Here is a 13,460-nt window from a genome sequence, read left to right on the forward strand (position 1 = left end):
GTTAGGTTTATCGTTCAGTTAAACAGCGGGAATTTGCGTGCGTTATTTTTTCAATGTTTAACTATGGTTGATCCCGCGCGCGATGGGTATTGGCATGTTTAACAGGTAGATTTAACGCACTTCCATAAATCGAATGTTCTTGTATACTTGTATTCCTCACGGAAATGAACTAGAACAGGTTATTTTTGTATTAAAAGATTCGACTGCGGTAGCTTTTTTAATAAAGAATATGAAAATTCTGTATATTAGTGGCATAAAAACATCAGCCATTAAAACGAAAAAGAAGGTTGATAAGCGGAGAGATCTTCAGCTCTTATGAAATGCTGCTTTTAACGTTCAAATATTATTTAAATCTTGATTCAGAAAAACATGAAAATCGGAATTACTTTCTCTGCATTTGATCTCCTACATGCGGGACATATAAAAATGCTCGAAGATGCAAAGGAACAGTGTGATTTTTTGATCTGTGGCTTGCAAACAGATCCCACGTTGGATCGGCCGGAGAAAAATAAGCCTACACAGACCGTTGTGGAGCGCTACATCCAACTGAAAGGTTGTAAATACGTGGACCAGATAGTTCCCTACGCGACGGAGGAGGATTTGGAGGATATCTTGCGTTCTTTTAAAATTGATGTTCGTATCTTGGGCGACGAATACAAGGAAAAAACCTTTACCGGTCGCCAATATTGCGAGGAAAAAGGAATAGAGCTGTATTTCAACAGTCGCGACCATCGGTTTTCGAGCTCTGGGTTGCGCCGCACCGTAGCAGAAAAGGAGCGAGAAAAAAATGGAACGGTAGTGGCGATGGGCGAAGATGGAAAGAAAAAGTCACGGGGATAGTGGAAAAGACGACCCTGCGCGCGAGAGACACCTTTTTTAATATAAAATAGAGCATGTATGCAACGGATGGTATCACTTAGGGTACACGGGGTGAGCAAATTGCTCCGCTCGCTATGTTCCATCCACGCCAGGTGCTATTAATAACAAAACGATGAGAATAGGAATTACATTTGGGGTTTTCGACCTGCTCCATGCTGGCCATATCATGATGTTGGAAGAAGCCAAAAGAAACTGCGACTACTTGATCGTTGGCCTAAATACCGATCCGTCGGAAGTGGACCCAACGAAGAACAAACCCACACAGACTGTTGTAGAACGTTATATACAGCTGGAAGGCTGCCACTACGTTGATGAAATTATTCCCTATGAAACCGAGCAAGATTTGGCAGATATGCTGCAGGCTCTGCATGTTCAAGTTCGCTTTATAGGGGAGGAATACCGTGATAAAGATTTTACCGGACGAAAATACTGTGTGGAAGAGGGTATTGAGATCTACTACAACAAGCGCACACATCGGTTTTCTAGCCATGGTTTGCGCAAGGTAGTGGCGGATAAGGAAGCGGAAAAGATTTTGAAGGGATAGGGATTAATGGTAGGGAGGTGAATGTTTAGCGCGTATGTCGCGTACCAAAACATCACCATTATTCATTATACAAATAACACATGAGTGACATTGTACACGTAATATTGTCGGGTGGCGTGGGGAGCCGCCTGTGGCCATTATCCCGGAAAAGTAATCCGAAACAGTACCTAAATCTATTTAAGGAGGGATCCTTGTTTGGTATGACGGTACTTCGCAATCGCAGCCTGTGCAATAAAGTTATGGTTGTCGGGAATTGCGACAATTACCAATTGAGTAAAGAGGTGCTAGACAGCCAAGGCGTAGAATATGTGGATATCGTCGAGGCAACACCTAGAAATACTGCCGCTGCAATTGCCTTTGCTGCTTTTGCCGCTTCGCCGGATGATATCTTGGTCGTAACGCCGTCTGATCACGTAATTGTGGGAGAGGACGATTACAATACGGCTATCAAGATGGGGATTGAGAAGGCTAGGGAAGGTTACATCATTACCTTTGGAATCAAGCCTACCCGGCCAGAAACAGGCTATGGTTATATCGAGTATGAGGGCGACAAGGTGCTTTCCTTTCGCGAGAAGCCGAATCAGGATACAGCGGAAGACTTTATTGAACGGGGCAATTTTCTATGGAACTCCGGGATGTTCTGCTTCCGAGCGGATACTTTTTTGACCGAGCTGCAGCAATTTGAGCCGAAGGTATATGCCACAGCACTGGCTGCTTGGCAACACCAAAAAGCTGGTCGTCTAGATGAAGCCCTTTCGAAGAAGATTCCTTCCATCAGTGTGGATTACGCGGTGATGGAGCGATCAAAAAAAATACGTGTCGTCGCGACGCAATTTCAGTGGTCTGACTTGGGATCTTTTGAGTCGTTGTATGACTACTTACGTTCCACAGGGTACACGGTGGACGAAAATGGAAATATGATCATCGGGTCGGATATATACACGGCCTTTGTAGGGTTAAAGAACACGATCGTTGTCTATACCGATGATGCGCTGCTGTTTGTGCAGAAGGAAAAATCGCAGGACGTCAAAAAGGTATATAATACTTTGGAAAAGCATCAGTCCAAATTGATCGATTAGTTGCGGGCGGGCATGACACGTTCGTCCTGCCACCCGCTCCGCTTACAACGGCTTTTCATTTGCCAAAAGCCTAAGCTTTCGCTACCGCATCATTTATAAAGTATGTACATTTTACAGAACGAGCACTTGCTTATCGAAATTGCGCCGCAAGGAGCGGAACTCCGATCGCTGGTTTCTAAACAGGATGGGCGGAACTATATTTGGCAACGTGATGCGTCTTATTGGCCGAAATCTTCGCCGATATTGTTTCCCATTGTTGGCGAACTGAAGCATGGCAGCTATGTCTATGACGGGCAATCGTATAGCCTTCCGAAACATGGTTTCGCCCGCGATCGTACTTTTGCTTTGCTCGAGGAAAGACCAAACGAGGTAGCGTTTGTGCTTACAGCGGACAACGAGTCAAAAGCAATGTATCCGTTTGACTTTCAGCTGATCCTACGCTATGTACTGCAGGAGCGCTCCCTCTTATGCAGCTATGAATTGCAGAACAAGGGTGATAAAACCATGTATTTTTCGCTCGGGGGGCATCCTGCATTCCAGTTGGATCTTTCGAAAGGAAAGCATATGTCAGACTATTATTTGGTATTTCCGAATGACCACGCGCTTACGCGCTATTTTATCAAGAATGGTTTGTTGGATACACAAGCGGAATGGCAGCCTCTGGAAGGTATTCGTTTGCCACTGTATACGCAGATGTTCGAGAAAGACGCTTGGGTGTTGAAAGATCTTCGTTCCAGCAATGTGCTATTGCAGAATAGACAAGGGGATTACCGTCTTGATATCCATTTTCCCGGCTTTCCCTATTTTGGCTTGTGGGCGCCAGTAGGTGCTCCATTTATTTGTTTGGAGCCTTGGTGCGGTGTGAACGACGTCAGCCAACATCATGGCGAACTGTCGCAAAAAGAGGGCATCGTGGCGTTGGACAGTAGTGATCGTTGGAAGCGTAGCTGGTGTGTGAAGGTAGGCATGTAATTGCTAACTCGGTTTTTCCATACCTTTAAAGCGGCTCTAAAAAGCATGTTTGTGCTTTCTTCCATCCTGGGTAAGATGTTTAAATCGACTGTTTAGGGAAAAACTGCTGCACTGCGAAATGTTCACCTAGGTATGAACCCTCTATTTTGCATGCGTGACGGGGCCATTTTATTACCATATTTACAACGTTTTAGCCGCTATGCTAAAAGGATTTAAATTCCGCTCCGTTTTTTGTTAAACAATTTTTGTTGTAAAAATTATTCCGTTACTTAGCACGGATTTAAAAAGCAACCGATTGCATTCTTCTGTAGAATGGAATTATGCAACCCGTTGCAAAGAAACACGTTAACAGGTATTATTCTAATTTTACAAACACACAGTATGTGGAAAGCTGACAAACTTAAATGGTGTGTGGGCAGGGCTTGGGTGATCCCGATGGCTTTGTTCGCAACAAGTTATGGTCAAGTACACGCCCGTCCTAATTCTTCCGTGGAAGTATTGGATGTGACGGTACATAACCAACAAACTATCCGAGGAACGATTGTTGATGCAACATCAAAACAGCCAATCGTTGGGGTAACGGTAGGCGTAAAGGGTACAAGCGCGGGCACGCAGACAGATGCGGATGGGCGCTTTTCGTTGCAGGCAAGCAAAGGGCAAGTACTCGTCGTAAGCTTCATAGGCTATCAAGGACAGGAAATCACTGTAGGCGACAACACGACGCTGTCGATTTCGCTCGTAAACGCCGACAACCAGCTGGAAGACGTCGTGGTAACAGCATTGGGTATTAAGCGCGAAAAAAAGTCGTTGGGGTATTCCACGACAACCGTACAGGGCGATGAGTTCACACAATCACGGGACGCAAACCTTGGTAATGCGCTATCGGGTAAGGTCGCCGGCGTTAGTGTGGCGGGAAATGCTACTGGAGTAGGCGGCAGTAGCCGCGTTGTTATCCGTGGGGCAGCGTCCATGACAGGGAACAACCAACCGTTATATGTGGTTGATGGGATTCCGCTGAACAACCAAAATCAAGGATCTGCAGGCCAATGGGGCGGTATGGACATGGGCGATGGCATGAATGCCATCAATGCGGATGATATCGAGAGTATCCAAGTCTTAAAAGGCGCTGCCGCATCGGCATTATATGGTTTTCGCGGTGGTAACGGCGTAATCATGATCACCACAAAGTCTGGAAAGGGACAACAAGGCTTGGGAATCGAGGTGAACAACAATTTTACCGTGAACGGCATCTACGACTACCGTGATTTTCAAAGCACTTACGGGCAGGGGCTACAAGGTGTAAAACCGGGCAGCAGCGAAGCTGCTTTCGACACGTACAACCAAAGTTGGGGAGCTCGTTTGGATGGGAGCAACGCCGTAAACCGCTTGGGAGAAAACTATGCTTATTCTCCTGTGGATAATTGGCAAAACTTTTACCGAAACGGATTGACGAACCAAACATCGGTTGCGGTGAGTGGAAGCGATGAAAAATCGACCTTCCGTCTGGGATTGAATAACATTCACGAAACACCTATTCTTCCTAACTCAAGTTCTAACCAACGTGGGGCCAACTTGAACACGACGTATAAAATTACACCTAAGGTAACATTAGGTTTGAACGTAAACTATATGTTTGAGTTCGTGAAAAACAGACCGAACCTCTCTGATGGTAACGGCAATACCAATGCAACCCTTCTGTATTTGGCGAACGGTTATGACGTTCGTTGGTTGGACGCTGCTGTGGATGCTGCGGGTAAAGAACTGCAACCTGGTAACAGCGTGTTTTTCAACAATCCTTATTTCTTGCAGTACAATAAGTCAAATAATTCGACTAGAAAGCGTTTGACAGGCGGTTTTAACCTACGCTATGATATCACCGACTGGTTATATGTACAAGGTGCCGCGACGCGCGATGGCTTCAACTTAGCCTTCAAACAAATCCAACCGAAAGGCGCTGCAGCCGATCCAAATGGTTTCATCAACGAATACAACAAGGAGTTTGAAGAGACCAATTTCAATTATTTGATCGGCGCAAAGAAGAATGTGGGTGATTTCTCTATTTCTGCAACGGTAGGTGGGAATGCGTTGAAATCCAAGGAAGAGACTTGGGGTACGGATGGGGGCATTCGTCCGTTCATTGTTGATGGTGTGTATAATACCGGAAACGTGGCGGCAGGCACACGAACCTTCAAGAAAATATTCGAGGAATATGCGGTAAACTCTGTTTATGGAACGGCTGATTTTGGCTTTCGCGACTTCCTGTTCTTGAACCTGTCTGCGCGTAACGATTGGTATTCGACGCTCGACCCCGCAAACAATGGCTATGTATATCCAGCGGCGAGTTTGAGTTATGTCTTCAGCGATCACTTAAACCTTCCTGAATGGATCAATATGGGTAAATTGCGTTTATCACGCGCGGCAGCTTCCAATGGAACAGATCCTTACCAACGTTTGTTGACTTACCGAACCTTATCTTATGAAATTTTAGAGCGTCCGGTAGGAACGATAAACAACGAAACTATTCCTAATAGAGACCTGAAACCTGTTCGCATTTCTGAGTGGGAAGCTGGTTTGAACATGGAATTCTTCAACAATCGTTTTGGTTTGGATTTGGCTGTTTACAAGAAAAATACAACCGACGATATCGTTCGCGTGACGACGAGCTCGGCTTCTGGTTATTCAACGGCCATAAAAAATATTGGTGAGTTGCAGAATAGAGGTATCGAAGCTTTGGTATATGGCGATATCGTTCGTAAAGAAAACTTCAAATGGAGGGGGTCTATCAATTTCGGATTTAACGATAGTGAGGTGCAAAACTTGGGTGGTCAAACCAATCTCATTGTGGAAGGCGGTCAGTCCAACGGCGGGAATGCATCGATCCAACAGATTGTTGGCCTCAATTATGGTCAGATTGTGGGCTATAAATACAAGACTGATGCAAACGGTAATCGTATATTCGACAGCAATGGTTTGCCTGTTCGTTCCGATAGAGTAGAGATCCTCGGTAACGGTGTATATCGCTTTACTGGTGGTTTCCGCAATGATTTTAGCTACAAGAACTTTTCTCTAGGGGCGTTGTTGGATGTTAAACTCGGTGCGAAGATCTATTCGGGCACGAACTACAATCTTTATGGCACGGGCTTGCACAAAGCAACCTTGGAAGGCCGTGAGGGGGGGATTATCGGGCAAGGTGTGACGGCAAATGGCGAGGTTAATACGAAATCGATCGACGCGCAAACCTACTGGAAGCATGTCGTGAGCCAAAATATCACGGAGGAATTCGTGTATGATGCTGGGTTTGTGAAATTGCGCGAGATATCGTTCGGTTATTCGCTTCCGATATCCATGCTATCGAAGACACCATTTAGAGGCGCATCTTTAGCTTTAGTGGGGCGTAACTTGTGGACTATCCACAAAAACACACCAAACATTGATCCGGAATCGGCTTATAACAATGGCAACGCGCAAGGTTTGGAGTTGAATGGTAACCCCTACACAAGAAATGTAGGTTTTAACCTTAATCTGAAATTTTAGAAAGGATGTTTTGGGTCGCGCATGTGGAAACGCGTCGCTTTCCAAACAAAGTAAAATTGAAAAAAATGAAAAGGAAACTATTATATATCCTCGCTGCCTGTGGCTTAGGCTTTACCGCTTGTAGCGACTTTGGTGATCTAAACGTCGATCCGGAAGTGATCGATGCCGAAAGAATGGATTTTAAACTGATGTTTACCAATGTGCAACAGTACGCTTATGGAACAGAATATGAAGCGTGGCGTAATGGATTAATCTACATCAGTACGATGATCCAGCACACGGCTTCCGTAGAAAGCTATTGGAATGGCGACAAGTATTTATATAACCCAGATTACAATGCCGCTTTTTGGGATAGAATGTATCCCAATGGTATTCGCGATGCCGTCGATCTACTGGAAAACTGGAAGGATGATCCGGCCTATGCTACTGAACTGCAGATGGCGCGTATTTTGAAAGTATTTTTGTTTCATCGCATGACTGATCTGTACGGGGATGTGCCTTATTTCGAAGCAGGGAAAGGATTTCATGAGTTGAACGGCTACCCGAAATATGATACGCAACAAGCGATTTATACGGATATGCTGAAGGAATTGCAAGAGTCGGCCGAAAATTTGAAAGACAAGACCTCGATCATTGGTGATGCGGATATCATCTATCGAGGCGATGTGGTGCTTTGGCAGAAATTTGCGTATTCGTTGATGTTGCGTTTGGGTATGCGCCTGTCGAAGGTCGATCAGACTGAAGCCAGAACTTGGGTAAATGCTGCCGTTACAGGTGGTCTTTTTGCCAGCAACGCCGAAAGCGCACTTATCAAACATACCGGTGGAGTAACGGCAAACAATAGTGCAGAGCCTTTTGGAAAAGTGTATGTACACGAAGATCCAAATGCGTATCGGATGAGCGAGTCATTTATCAACCTGCTAAAAAACACGAAGGATCCGCGGTTGTCGTTTTTGGCTACGGTTGTAGAAGATCCGCGAATTAAGGTAGATGAGGCTGCATTTTCGAGAGGCGACACCACCGCAAGTAAGCAGATTGGTTTGCCGAACGGTTATGACCAACTTGAAGGAGCTACAGATATTGATCGATATCCGCTTTACCCAGGTTCGATGAACAGTTACTCGGTGGCCAATCGATACACGTATGCGAAGTTAAATGCCCCAACGTTCTTGGTGACCTATGCGGAAAACCAGCTCCTGCTCGCAGAAGCTGCACAACGTGGCTGGATCACAGGCTCTGCCAAAAGTTATTACGATGCGGGGGTGACAGCCGCTATGAAGCAGTTTACGCAGTTTGATATTGCGGGCATTAGCGATGCTGCAATCCAAGCCTATTTGGTCGCCAATCCTTTTAACGAGGCAACTGCATTGCAACAGATCAATACCCAGTACTACATCAATACCTTTTCCGATGAGTACGAATCTTTTGCTAACTGGAGACGTTCAGGGTTTCCCGTGCTAACACCGGTCAGTTATATTGGGAACGTGACAAATGGCACAATTCCAAGACGCTTCACCTATCCAGTAGCCGAATCCACGGTCAATACAGCAAACTACCAAGAGGCTGTTGGCCGCTCAAGCAATGGCGACGCTATGACATCCCGCGTATGGTGGGACGTCGCGAACTAAGGTAGAAACGCTAAACACGGAACGTTCATTAAAATCTGTGTTCCGTACAAATAAAAGGGGATTAACCGAGTCGGTAATCCCCTTTTAGCTATTTGTAAGCACGGTTGATTGGAAAAGTGAAAGGCCTAACAGCTTACTTGCTGTTAGGCCTTTGCTCTACCTATCTATTTGCTGCGATGAAGCAGCATGCGGCAGAGTTGTTGCGGTTGTTGTTCGATAACCGTGGTTCGGATTAAAAACTGAAAGCGATGCTGCCTAGGATGTTGCGTGGTGTCTGCGGATTGACGGTCGACCAGCCCCTATAGTATTTCCTGTCTGTCAAGTTATTACCTTTTACTGCAAAGTCGAATTGGCGGTAGCTATAGGATATGCTTGCATGCAACAAGGTGTATGCAGGTACAGTAAATGTTCCGGTCGTACGGGTATTGGTAATGAGATTTTCGCTTGCATGGTTTATACCCATACCAAAACCTAGGCCTTGCAAGATACTGCGCTGTAAGCGATAGTTGACCCACGTATTGAACAAGTGTTTTGGACCAGCCTCTGTAGGACGAAGGTTATTGACATCGGGTGCGGCTTTGATCATCTTGCTGCTATTTCGGCTGTAGCTCATAATCAGGCTCAATCCTTCTAGAGGCGCTGCGGTCAAATCAAATTCCACGCCGCGGCTTAAACGGGAACCGTCCTGCACGGTAATATTGTATACCTGGCCATCGCGTTCAATACTTTCGCCCCGTGTGGTGTTGCTCACTTCGATATGATAGTAGCTTGCCGTTAGCCCCAAACGGTTGTGTAGCATATTCAGCTTCACACCACCTTCCCACTGATTCGCCTGTTGGGGTTTGAAGTCGCCGGAAATATCGGGCAATGGCTGTACAACGGGCGCTACATTTTTAAACCCATTTTGGTAGTTGGCAAAAAGCGAAACTTGGTCTTTCACGGGTTGGTAAACTAAGCCTACTCGCGGTGAGAAGGCCAACTGGTTAAAAGCTCCGGTGGTGGTATCGCGATCAAAATTGTAGGTACCTTTATTATCAAAGTAGTCCATGCGCAGTCCAAGCATCACGTGAAACGTAGGCGTGACGTCTAATACATTGGAGACATAGGCTCCAAGGGCCTGCGTGCGGCTGCGATTGTTGGTCTCTGCAGCAGATGATAACGCAATAGCAGCATCGATGCTATCGGCATTGAATTGATAATAATTTGGATCGTCATATGACGTGTTGATCTGATCGATCTGTACGTAGGGGGAATTGTGCGTTTCTGCTTTTTGGGATAGAAAATCGACACCAAGTAGTAAGCGGTTTCGCATCCGGCCAACACGGAAGTCGCCCACAAAATTTTGTTGCGCATTTACCGTTTGTGCAACATAGTCCTGCTTGCCGGCCAAGCGATTGATCAGCGTGTCGCTGGCACCTAGATACATGACGTATTGGAAATAGCCCTCCGATTTACGGTTGTTGTACACCAAGGTGCTATTCGATGTCCACTGCTCGTTGATGCGGTAGGACGCATTCCCGCGAAGGTTTGTCGTGGGGTTGCGAAAGGTGACGTCATTGGCCGTATAGGACTTGTTAAAGTCAAACTGCAGTTCATCGGGTGTCCGCGCCTGCAATTGACGTCCACGGTTCAAGAATACCATAAGTGGATTGGTGCCCTCACTTTTATAGATTTCCGCATCCAACTGAATATCCAGATTTTCATGTGGTTTATAGCGTAGGGATGGAGCGATAAAAATCGATTGCTTGAACCCGGCATCTTGGAAAGTGCCATTGTGTGTGCGTGCGGCATTAAGACGTCCTAGCAGCTTTTTGTTGGGCAGGAGAGGTCCATAAATATCGGCCGTCAGCCGATGCTCGTCGAAACTGCCGCCGATGTAATTGATGCGTGCACCTAAGGTGTCTACTGGTCTTTTGGTAACATTGTTTATCAACCCGCCGAAGCCAATTGCAGCGCCGCCATATAGCGACCCAGAAGGCCCTTTGATAACTTCAATGGTTTCGATGTTTGCGGGATCGGGACTTGTGCTGGCAATGCTTACCACGCCATTCACCATGGCCGCTTGCGTGGAGAAACCCCGTAACGTATAATACGACACCCCATCACCCGGACGTCCGGTGGAAGACCAAAGCCTATCGATACCGGATACATTGGATAGTGCATCGTCAAAATTGGTATTCACTTGGCTTTGCAGTAACTCTTTTGTAACAACCGCGTAAGATTGTGGATTTTCGAGATTTTTAAGGGGCATTTTCGCTACATAGGGGCTGGTTTTCCGCGTGTATTTATTTGCCACGCCGTTCACGACAATCTCATCGAGTGTGGCGCGATCCTGCGCCAGGTAAATGTTCCCTATTTCCATAGCGGTGCCTGTAACTTCTACTGATCGCGTTTGTGATAGCAAGCCTACGGAGCTGATGCTGAGGGTATATGTTCCGACCGAAACATTTTTGAATGTATAAATCCCTTTGCTGTTGGTCAATGCCGTTAATGGCTGTGGACTCAACGTTACGGTAATTCCTTCCGCTGGCAAACCATCGGAGGTCAATACTTTTCCGACGATTTCGGCCTTTTGCTGCGCCAAAAGTAGGATTGGTGCGATGCAAAAGATGACCAAAGCGATTTTTCTCATAGTAGTGAACAATTGTTTGATTTTATTTGGACTTATTTTAAATAATCGCAAATGTAGAGTTCTTGTTCATGAAAACAAAGCGAAACGGCAAAATTTTTGGTTTTTGGGGATGAAAGGTGGGAGGCAAATGTTCGTGCGGTAATACGTGATTCCATTTGTGTATCATCATCCTACAGCTTTCCAGCAGTGGGTTGCGTATTGGTCATCGCCGCATACAGCCGATGTCGGCGCGGAAGTCTACTGTTGGGTTAGTAAACGCATACGAGTTTTGTGTCGCTGACTTTTAAGATGTTGCTCATATGCTACCGAATAAAAAATAGCCTTTCCAATTTTTTTGGAAAGGCGATAGCGGTTTTAACGGGTATATTTCTGCTTATTTCCCAACAGAAATCCATAGCCTAGGCCAATATATACATTTCTGGCAACCTGGCGTCTGCTGTAGCGCTGCTCTTCGACCTGTACGTTATCGATCTCCTTGATGATACTTGCAGTTGCAGGCTGCAGTGGTTGTTGGTATTTTGTGTGTACGGTAAAGAAGCTTTTGGGCGAAATGAAATAGTTGGCGGATAGACCAGCCGTCGCTATAACGAAGGAAGCATCCTGCTGGTAAGTCACGCGTACCGATTGTCTGTCATCATTAGTGTGGCTACGGCTACTTTGGCGCTTGGCAGCGTAAGTGGCATGACCGATGCCAATGCTGGGATACATGCTCCAACGGCGGCCTTCTATACGATACATTAAGCCTGCATCTACCGAGGGCTTCACCGAGCTTATCGGTCGGAACGTTTCTGCAAATATACCTTCCAGCAGGTCGCTTATGACGCCGGCGTCATAAAGCTGCGTTTGTTTTTCGTCGTAGAAATCCAGCCGCAAACTCGTGTATGCGCCGAGCTTTGAAGAGAAGAGATAGCTCGCTTTGAATTGGAAAGAAGGTGCCGTCTTTGGCCTGCTGCTCAGCAATCCCGCATGTTCTGGTTGCCTTGATGGTGGAAAATCGATGTTCGGGCCGACACTAAGATCAAATTTGAAATAGCTATCTGCTCGGCTCGTCGAGATATCTTCTTGAGCAAATAGCAGATGGGGCAGGACGAAAAGTCCTAGGATGGCCATGTAAATGTGCGACATAGTTATTACTTTTTGTTATATAAGAAATGGTACAATGAATTGTTGGGAACCAGAGAAGATGCCAAATACTGCTATATAGCTTTCAAAGAGGCGGTCATGGCTCTGCTATTGTTTCTTTCGAAAGGTTGGCATAGCAAGGAGGATCAAAATCCGGACACAAACAGCTTAATATGCTCTTAGAGCTATAAGGTAAACACATGTAATACGATTTGGTATACCGATATAACGAAATACGTTCGATTTTTGCGACAATTGATAACAAAAGAATCTATATCACATGCGCAACAACCTTACTAGCGATGGTTCGCTGTCAAAATGACCAATGCGACGTATCCGGGCATGTTGGAAGCCATGCTGCATACGATTGATCCCGATTGGTACAGCTAGATAAGTGAAATACTTGGATTCCGAAAACAAGCAACAGTATGCTGGCATGGTGGAAAGAAGGGTCTAGCTTTTTTTCTTACATCGATATAAATATATCTGACGTTTCGATTGCAGGCCATCTTGATTTGTTTTAATGGACACCACTCGCTCGAGGTCACTGCCTATGTACTTTTTCAACAACTCATACAAACGTCCCGATTCCAATTTTAGGTTATGGTCTCGCTCGAAATCGGCAATCATCTGAGCAATGGTTCTCGGCGTGGAAAAGTATTCGGTCTGTTTAACAATGTAGGCGATATATTCGCGTTCCCTCTTATGCCCTTTGCTTTTTGGTTTGGCAATGAAAGCGTCCTTTTCTTCCTTAAAATATCCCATTTTTTTGGGAAAGAATTCCGCTTTAAATTCGTTCAGCGTCTTTAACTCTTCTTCGGAAAGATGGATGGGCTTTTTAAAGTCGAAGAAAAGTGCCAGTGAAATCGAAAATGGAACACAAAGTTTGTTTACGGTCTCTACCGATATGGGAAGTGTCCTGCTGTGGTAGCTCCTGATGGCTTTCTCGCCAACCGCTGTGAGATTGGCCAAGCCAATAAGCGTCAAGCCCGTAAGATTGAGTATTTCGTCTATACGGCCCGAAATTAATTTTGCCAATTGTTTGTTTACTGCTTTGCCCAATGGTTTTG

The 13,460-nt window shown here is 45.7% G+C and carries 9 protein-coding genes; 6 read left to right on the forward strand and 3 right to left on the reverse strand.

Annotated elements, in window-relative coordinates; translation table 11 throughout:
* Nucleotides 1–369 precede the first annotated feature (369 nt).
* The 6 genes from IE165_RS11845 to IE165_RS11870 all read left to right on the forward strand — a co-directional run bounded on the left by IE165_RS11845 (nt 370) and on the right by IE165_RS11870 (nt 8,636).
* Nucleotides 370–840, forward strand: a complete 471-nt coding sequence (locus IE165_RS11845) for an adenylyltransferase/cytidyltransferase family protein (RefSeq protein ID WP_189626839.1) — start codon at nt 370–372, stop codon at nt 838–840.
* A 151-nt stretch (nt 841–991) separates the two neighbouring features.
* On the forward strand, nt 992–1,423 hold the full coding sequence (locus IE165_RS11850) for an adenylyltransferase/cytidyltransferase family protein (RefSeq protein ID WP_189626840.1): 432 nt from the start codon (nt 992–994) through the stop codon (nt 1,421–1,423).
* A gap of 80 nt (nt 1,424–1,503) precedes the next feature.
* Nucleotides 1,504–2,502 carry a mannose-1-phosphate guanylyltransferase gene (locus IE165_RS11855; protein ID WP_189626841.1) on the forward strand — a complete coding sequence of 333 codons (999 nt, stop codon included), beginning with the start codon at nt 1,504–1,506 and terminating at the stop codon, nt 2,500–2,502.
* Between the two features lie 102 nt (nt 2,503–2,604).
* On the forward strand, nt 2,605–3,474 hold the full coding sequence (locus IE165_RS11860; RefSeq protein WP_189626842.1) for an aldose 1-epimerase family protein: 870 nt from the start codon (nt 2,605–2,607) through the stop codon (nt 3,472–3,474).
* Between the two features lie 381 nt (nt 3,475–3,855).
* A complete protein-coding gene (locus tag IE165_RS11865) occupies nt 3,856–7,008 on the forward strand; it encodes a SusC/RagA family TonB-linked outer membrane protein (RefSeq protein WP_189626843.1) in 3,153 nt (1,050 codons plus the stop codon).
* 65 nt (nt 7,009–7,073) lie between these two features.
* Nucleotides 7,074–8,636: a SusD/RagB family nutrient-binding outer membrane lipoprotein gene (locus tag IE165_RS11870; RefSeq protein WP_189626844.1), complete on the forward strand. Its 1,563-nt coding sequence runs from the start codon at nt 7,074–7,076 to the stop codon at nt 8,634–8,636.
* A gap of 232 nt (nt 8,637–8,868) precedes the next feature.
* On the opposite strand, the gene IE165_RS11875 is transcribed toward IE165_RS11870, so the two are convergent.
* The 3 genes from IE165_RS11875 to IE165_RS11885 all read right to left on the reverse strand — a co-directional run bounded on the left by IE165_RS11875 (nt 8,869) and on the right by IE165_RS11885 (nt 13,428).
* Nucleotides 8,869–11,268 (reverse strand): TonB-dependent receptor, encoded by a 2,400-nt coding sequence (locus tag IE165_RS11875; protein WP_189626845.1) that lies wholly within the window; start codon nt 11,266–11,268, stop codon nt 8,869–8,871.
* 354 nt (nt 11,269–11,622) lie between these two features.
* Nucleotides 11,623–12,393 carry a hypothetical protein gene (locus tag IE165_RS11880; RefSeq protein ID WP_189626846.1) on the reverse strand — a complete coding sequence of 257 codons (771 nt, stop codon included), beginning with the start codon at nt 12,391–12,393 and terminating at the stop codon, nt 11,623–11,625.
* A gap of 450 nt (nt 12,394–12,843) precedes the next feature.
* On the reverse strand, nt 12,844–13,428 hold the full coding sequence (locus IE165_RS11885) for a hypothetical protein (RefSeq protein WP_189626847.1): 585 nt from the start codon (nt 13,426–13,428) through the stop codon (nt 12,844–12,846).
* Between the last annotated feature and the right edge of the window lie 32 nt (nt 13,429–13,460).

The organism is Sphingobacterium griseoflavum, assembly GCF_014653155.1.
Classification (GTDB): domain Bacteria; phylum Bacteroidota; class Bacteroidia; order Sphingobacteriales; family Sphingobacteriaceae; genus Sphingobacterium; species Sphingobacterium griseoflavum.

What these genes read in the sequence shown, in the direction of transcription:
- IE165_RS11845 (WP_189626839.1), top strand. Translation starts at nt 370, where the DNA reads ATGAAAATCGGAATTACTTTCTCTGCATTTGATCTCCTACATGCGGGA.
- IE165_RS11850 (WP_189626840.1), top strand. Translation starts at nt 992, where the DNA reads ATGAGAATAGGAATTACATTTGGGGTTTTCGACCTGCTCCATGCTGGC.
- IE165_RS11855 (WP_189626841.1), top strand. Translation starts at nt 1,504, where the DNA reads ATGAGTGACATTGTACACGTAATATTGTCGGGTGGCGTGGGGAGCCGC.
- IE165_RS11860 (WP_189626842.1), top strand. Translation starts at nt 2,605, where the DNA reads ATGTACATTTTACAGAACGAGCACTTGCTTATCGAAATTGCGCCGCAA.
- IE165_RS11865 (WP_189626843.1), top strand. Translation starts at nt 3,856, where the DNA reads ATGTGGAAAGCTGACAAACTTAAATGGTGTGTGGGCAGGGCTTGGGTG.
- IE165_RS11870 (WP_189626844.1), top strand. Translation starts at nt 7,074, where the DNA reads ATGAAAAGGAAACTATTATATATCCTCGCTGCCTGTGGCTTAGGCTTT.
- IE165_RS11875 (WP_189626845.1), bottom strand. Translation starts at nt 11,268, where the DNA reads ATGAGAAAAATCGCTTTGGTCATCTTTTGCATCGCACCAATCCTACTT.
- IE165_RS11880 (WP_189626846.1), bottom strand. Translation starts at nt 12,393, where the DNA reads ATGTCGCACATTTACATGGCCATCCTAGGACTTTTCGTCCTGCCCCAT.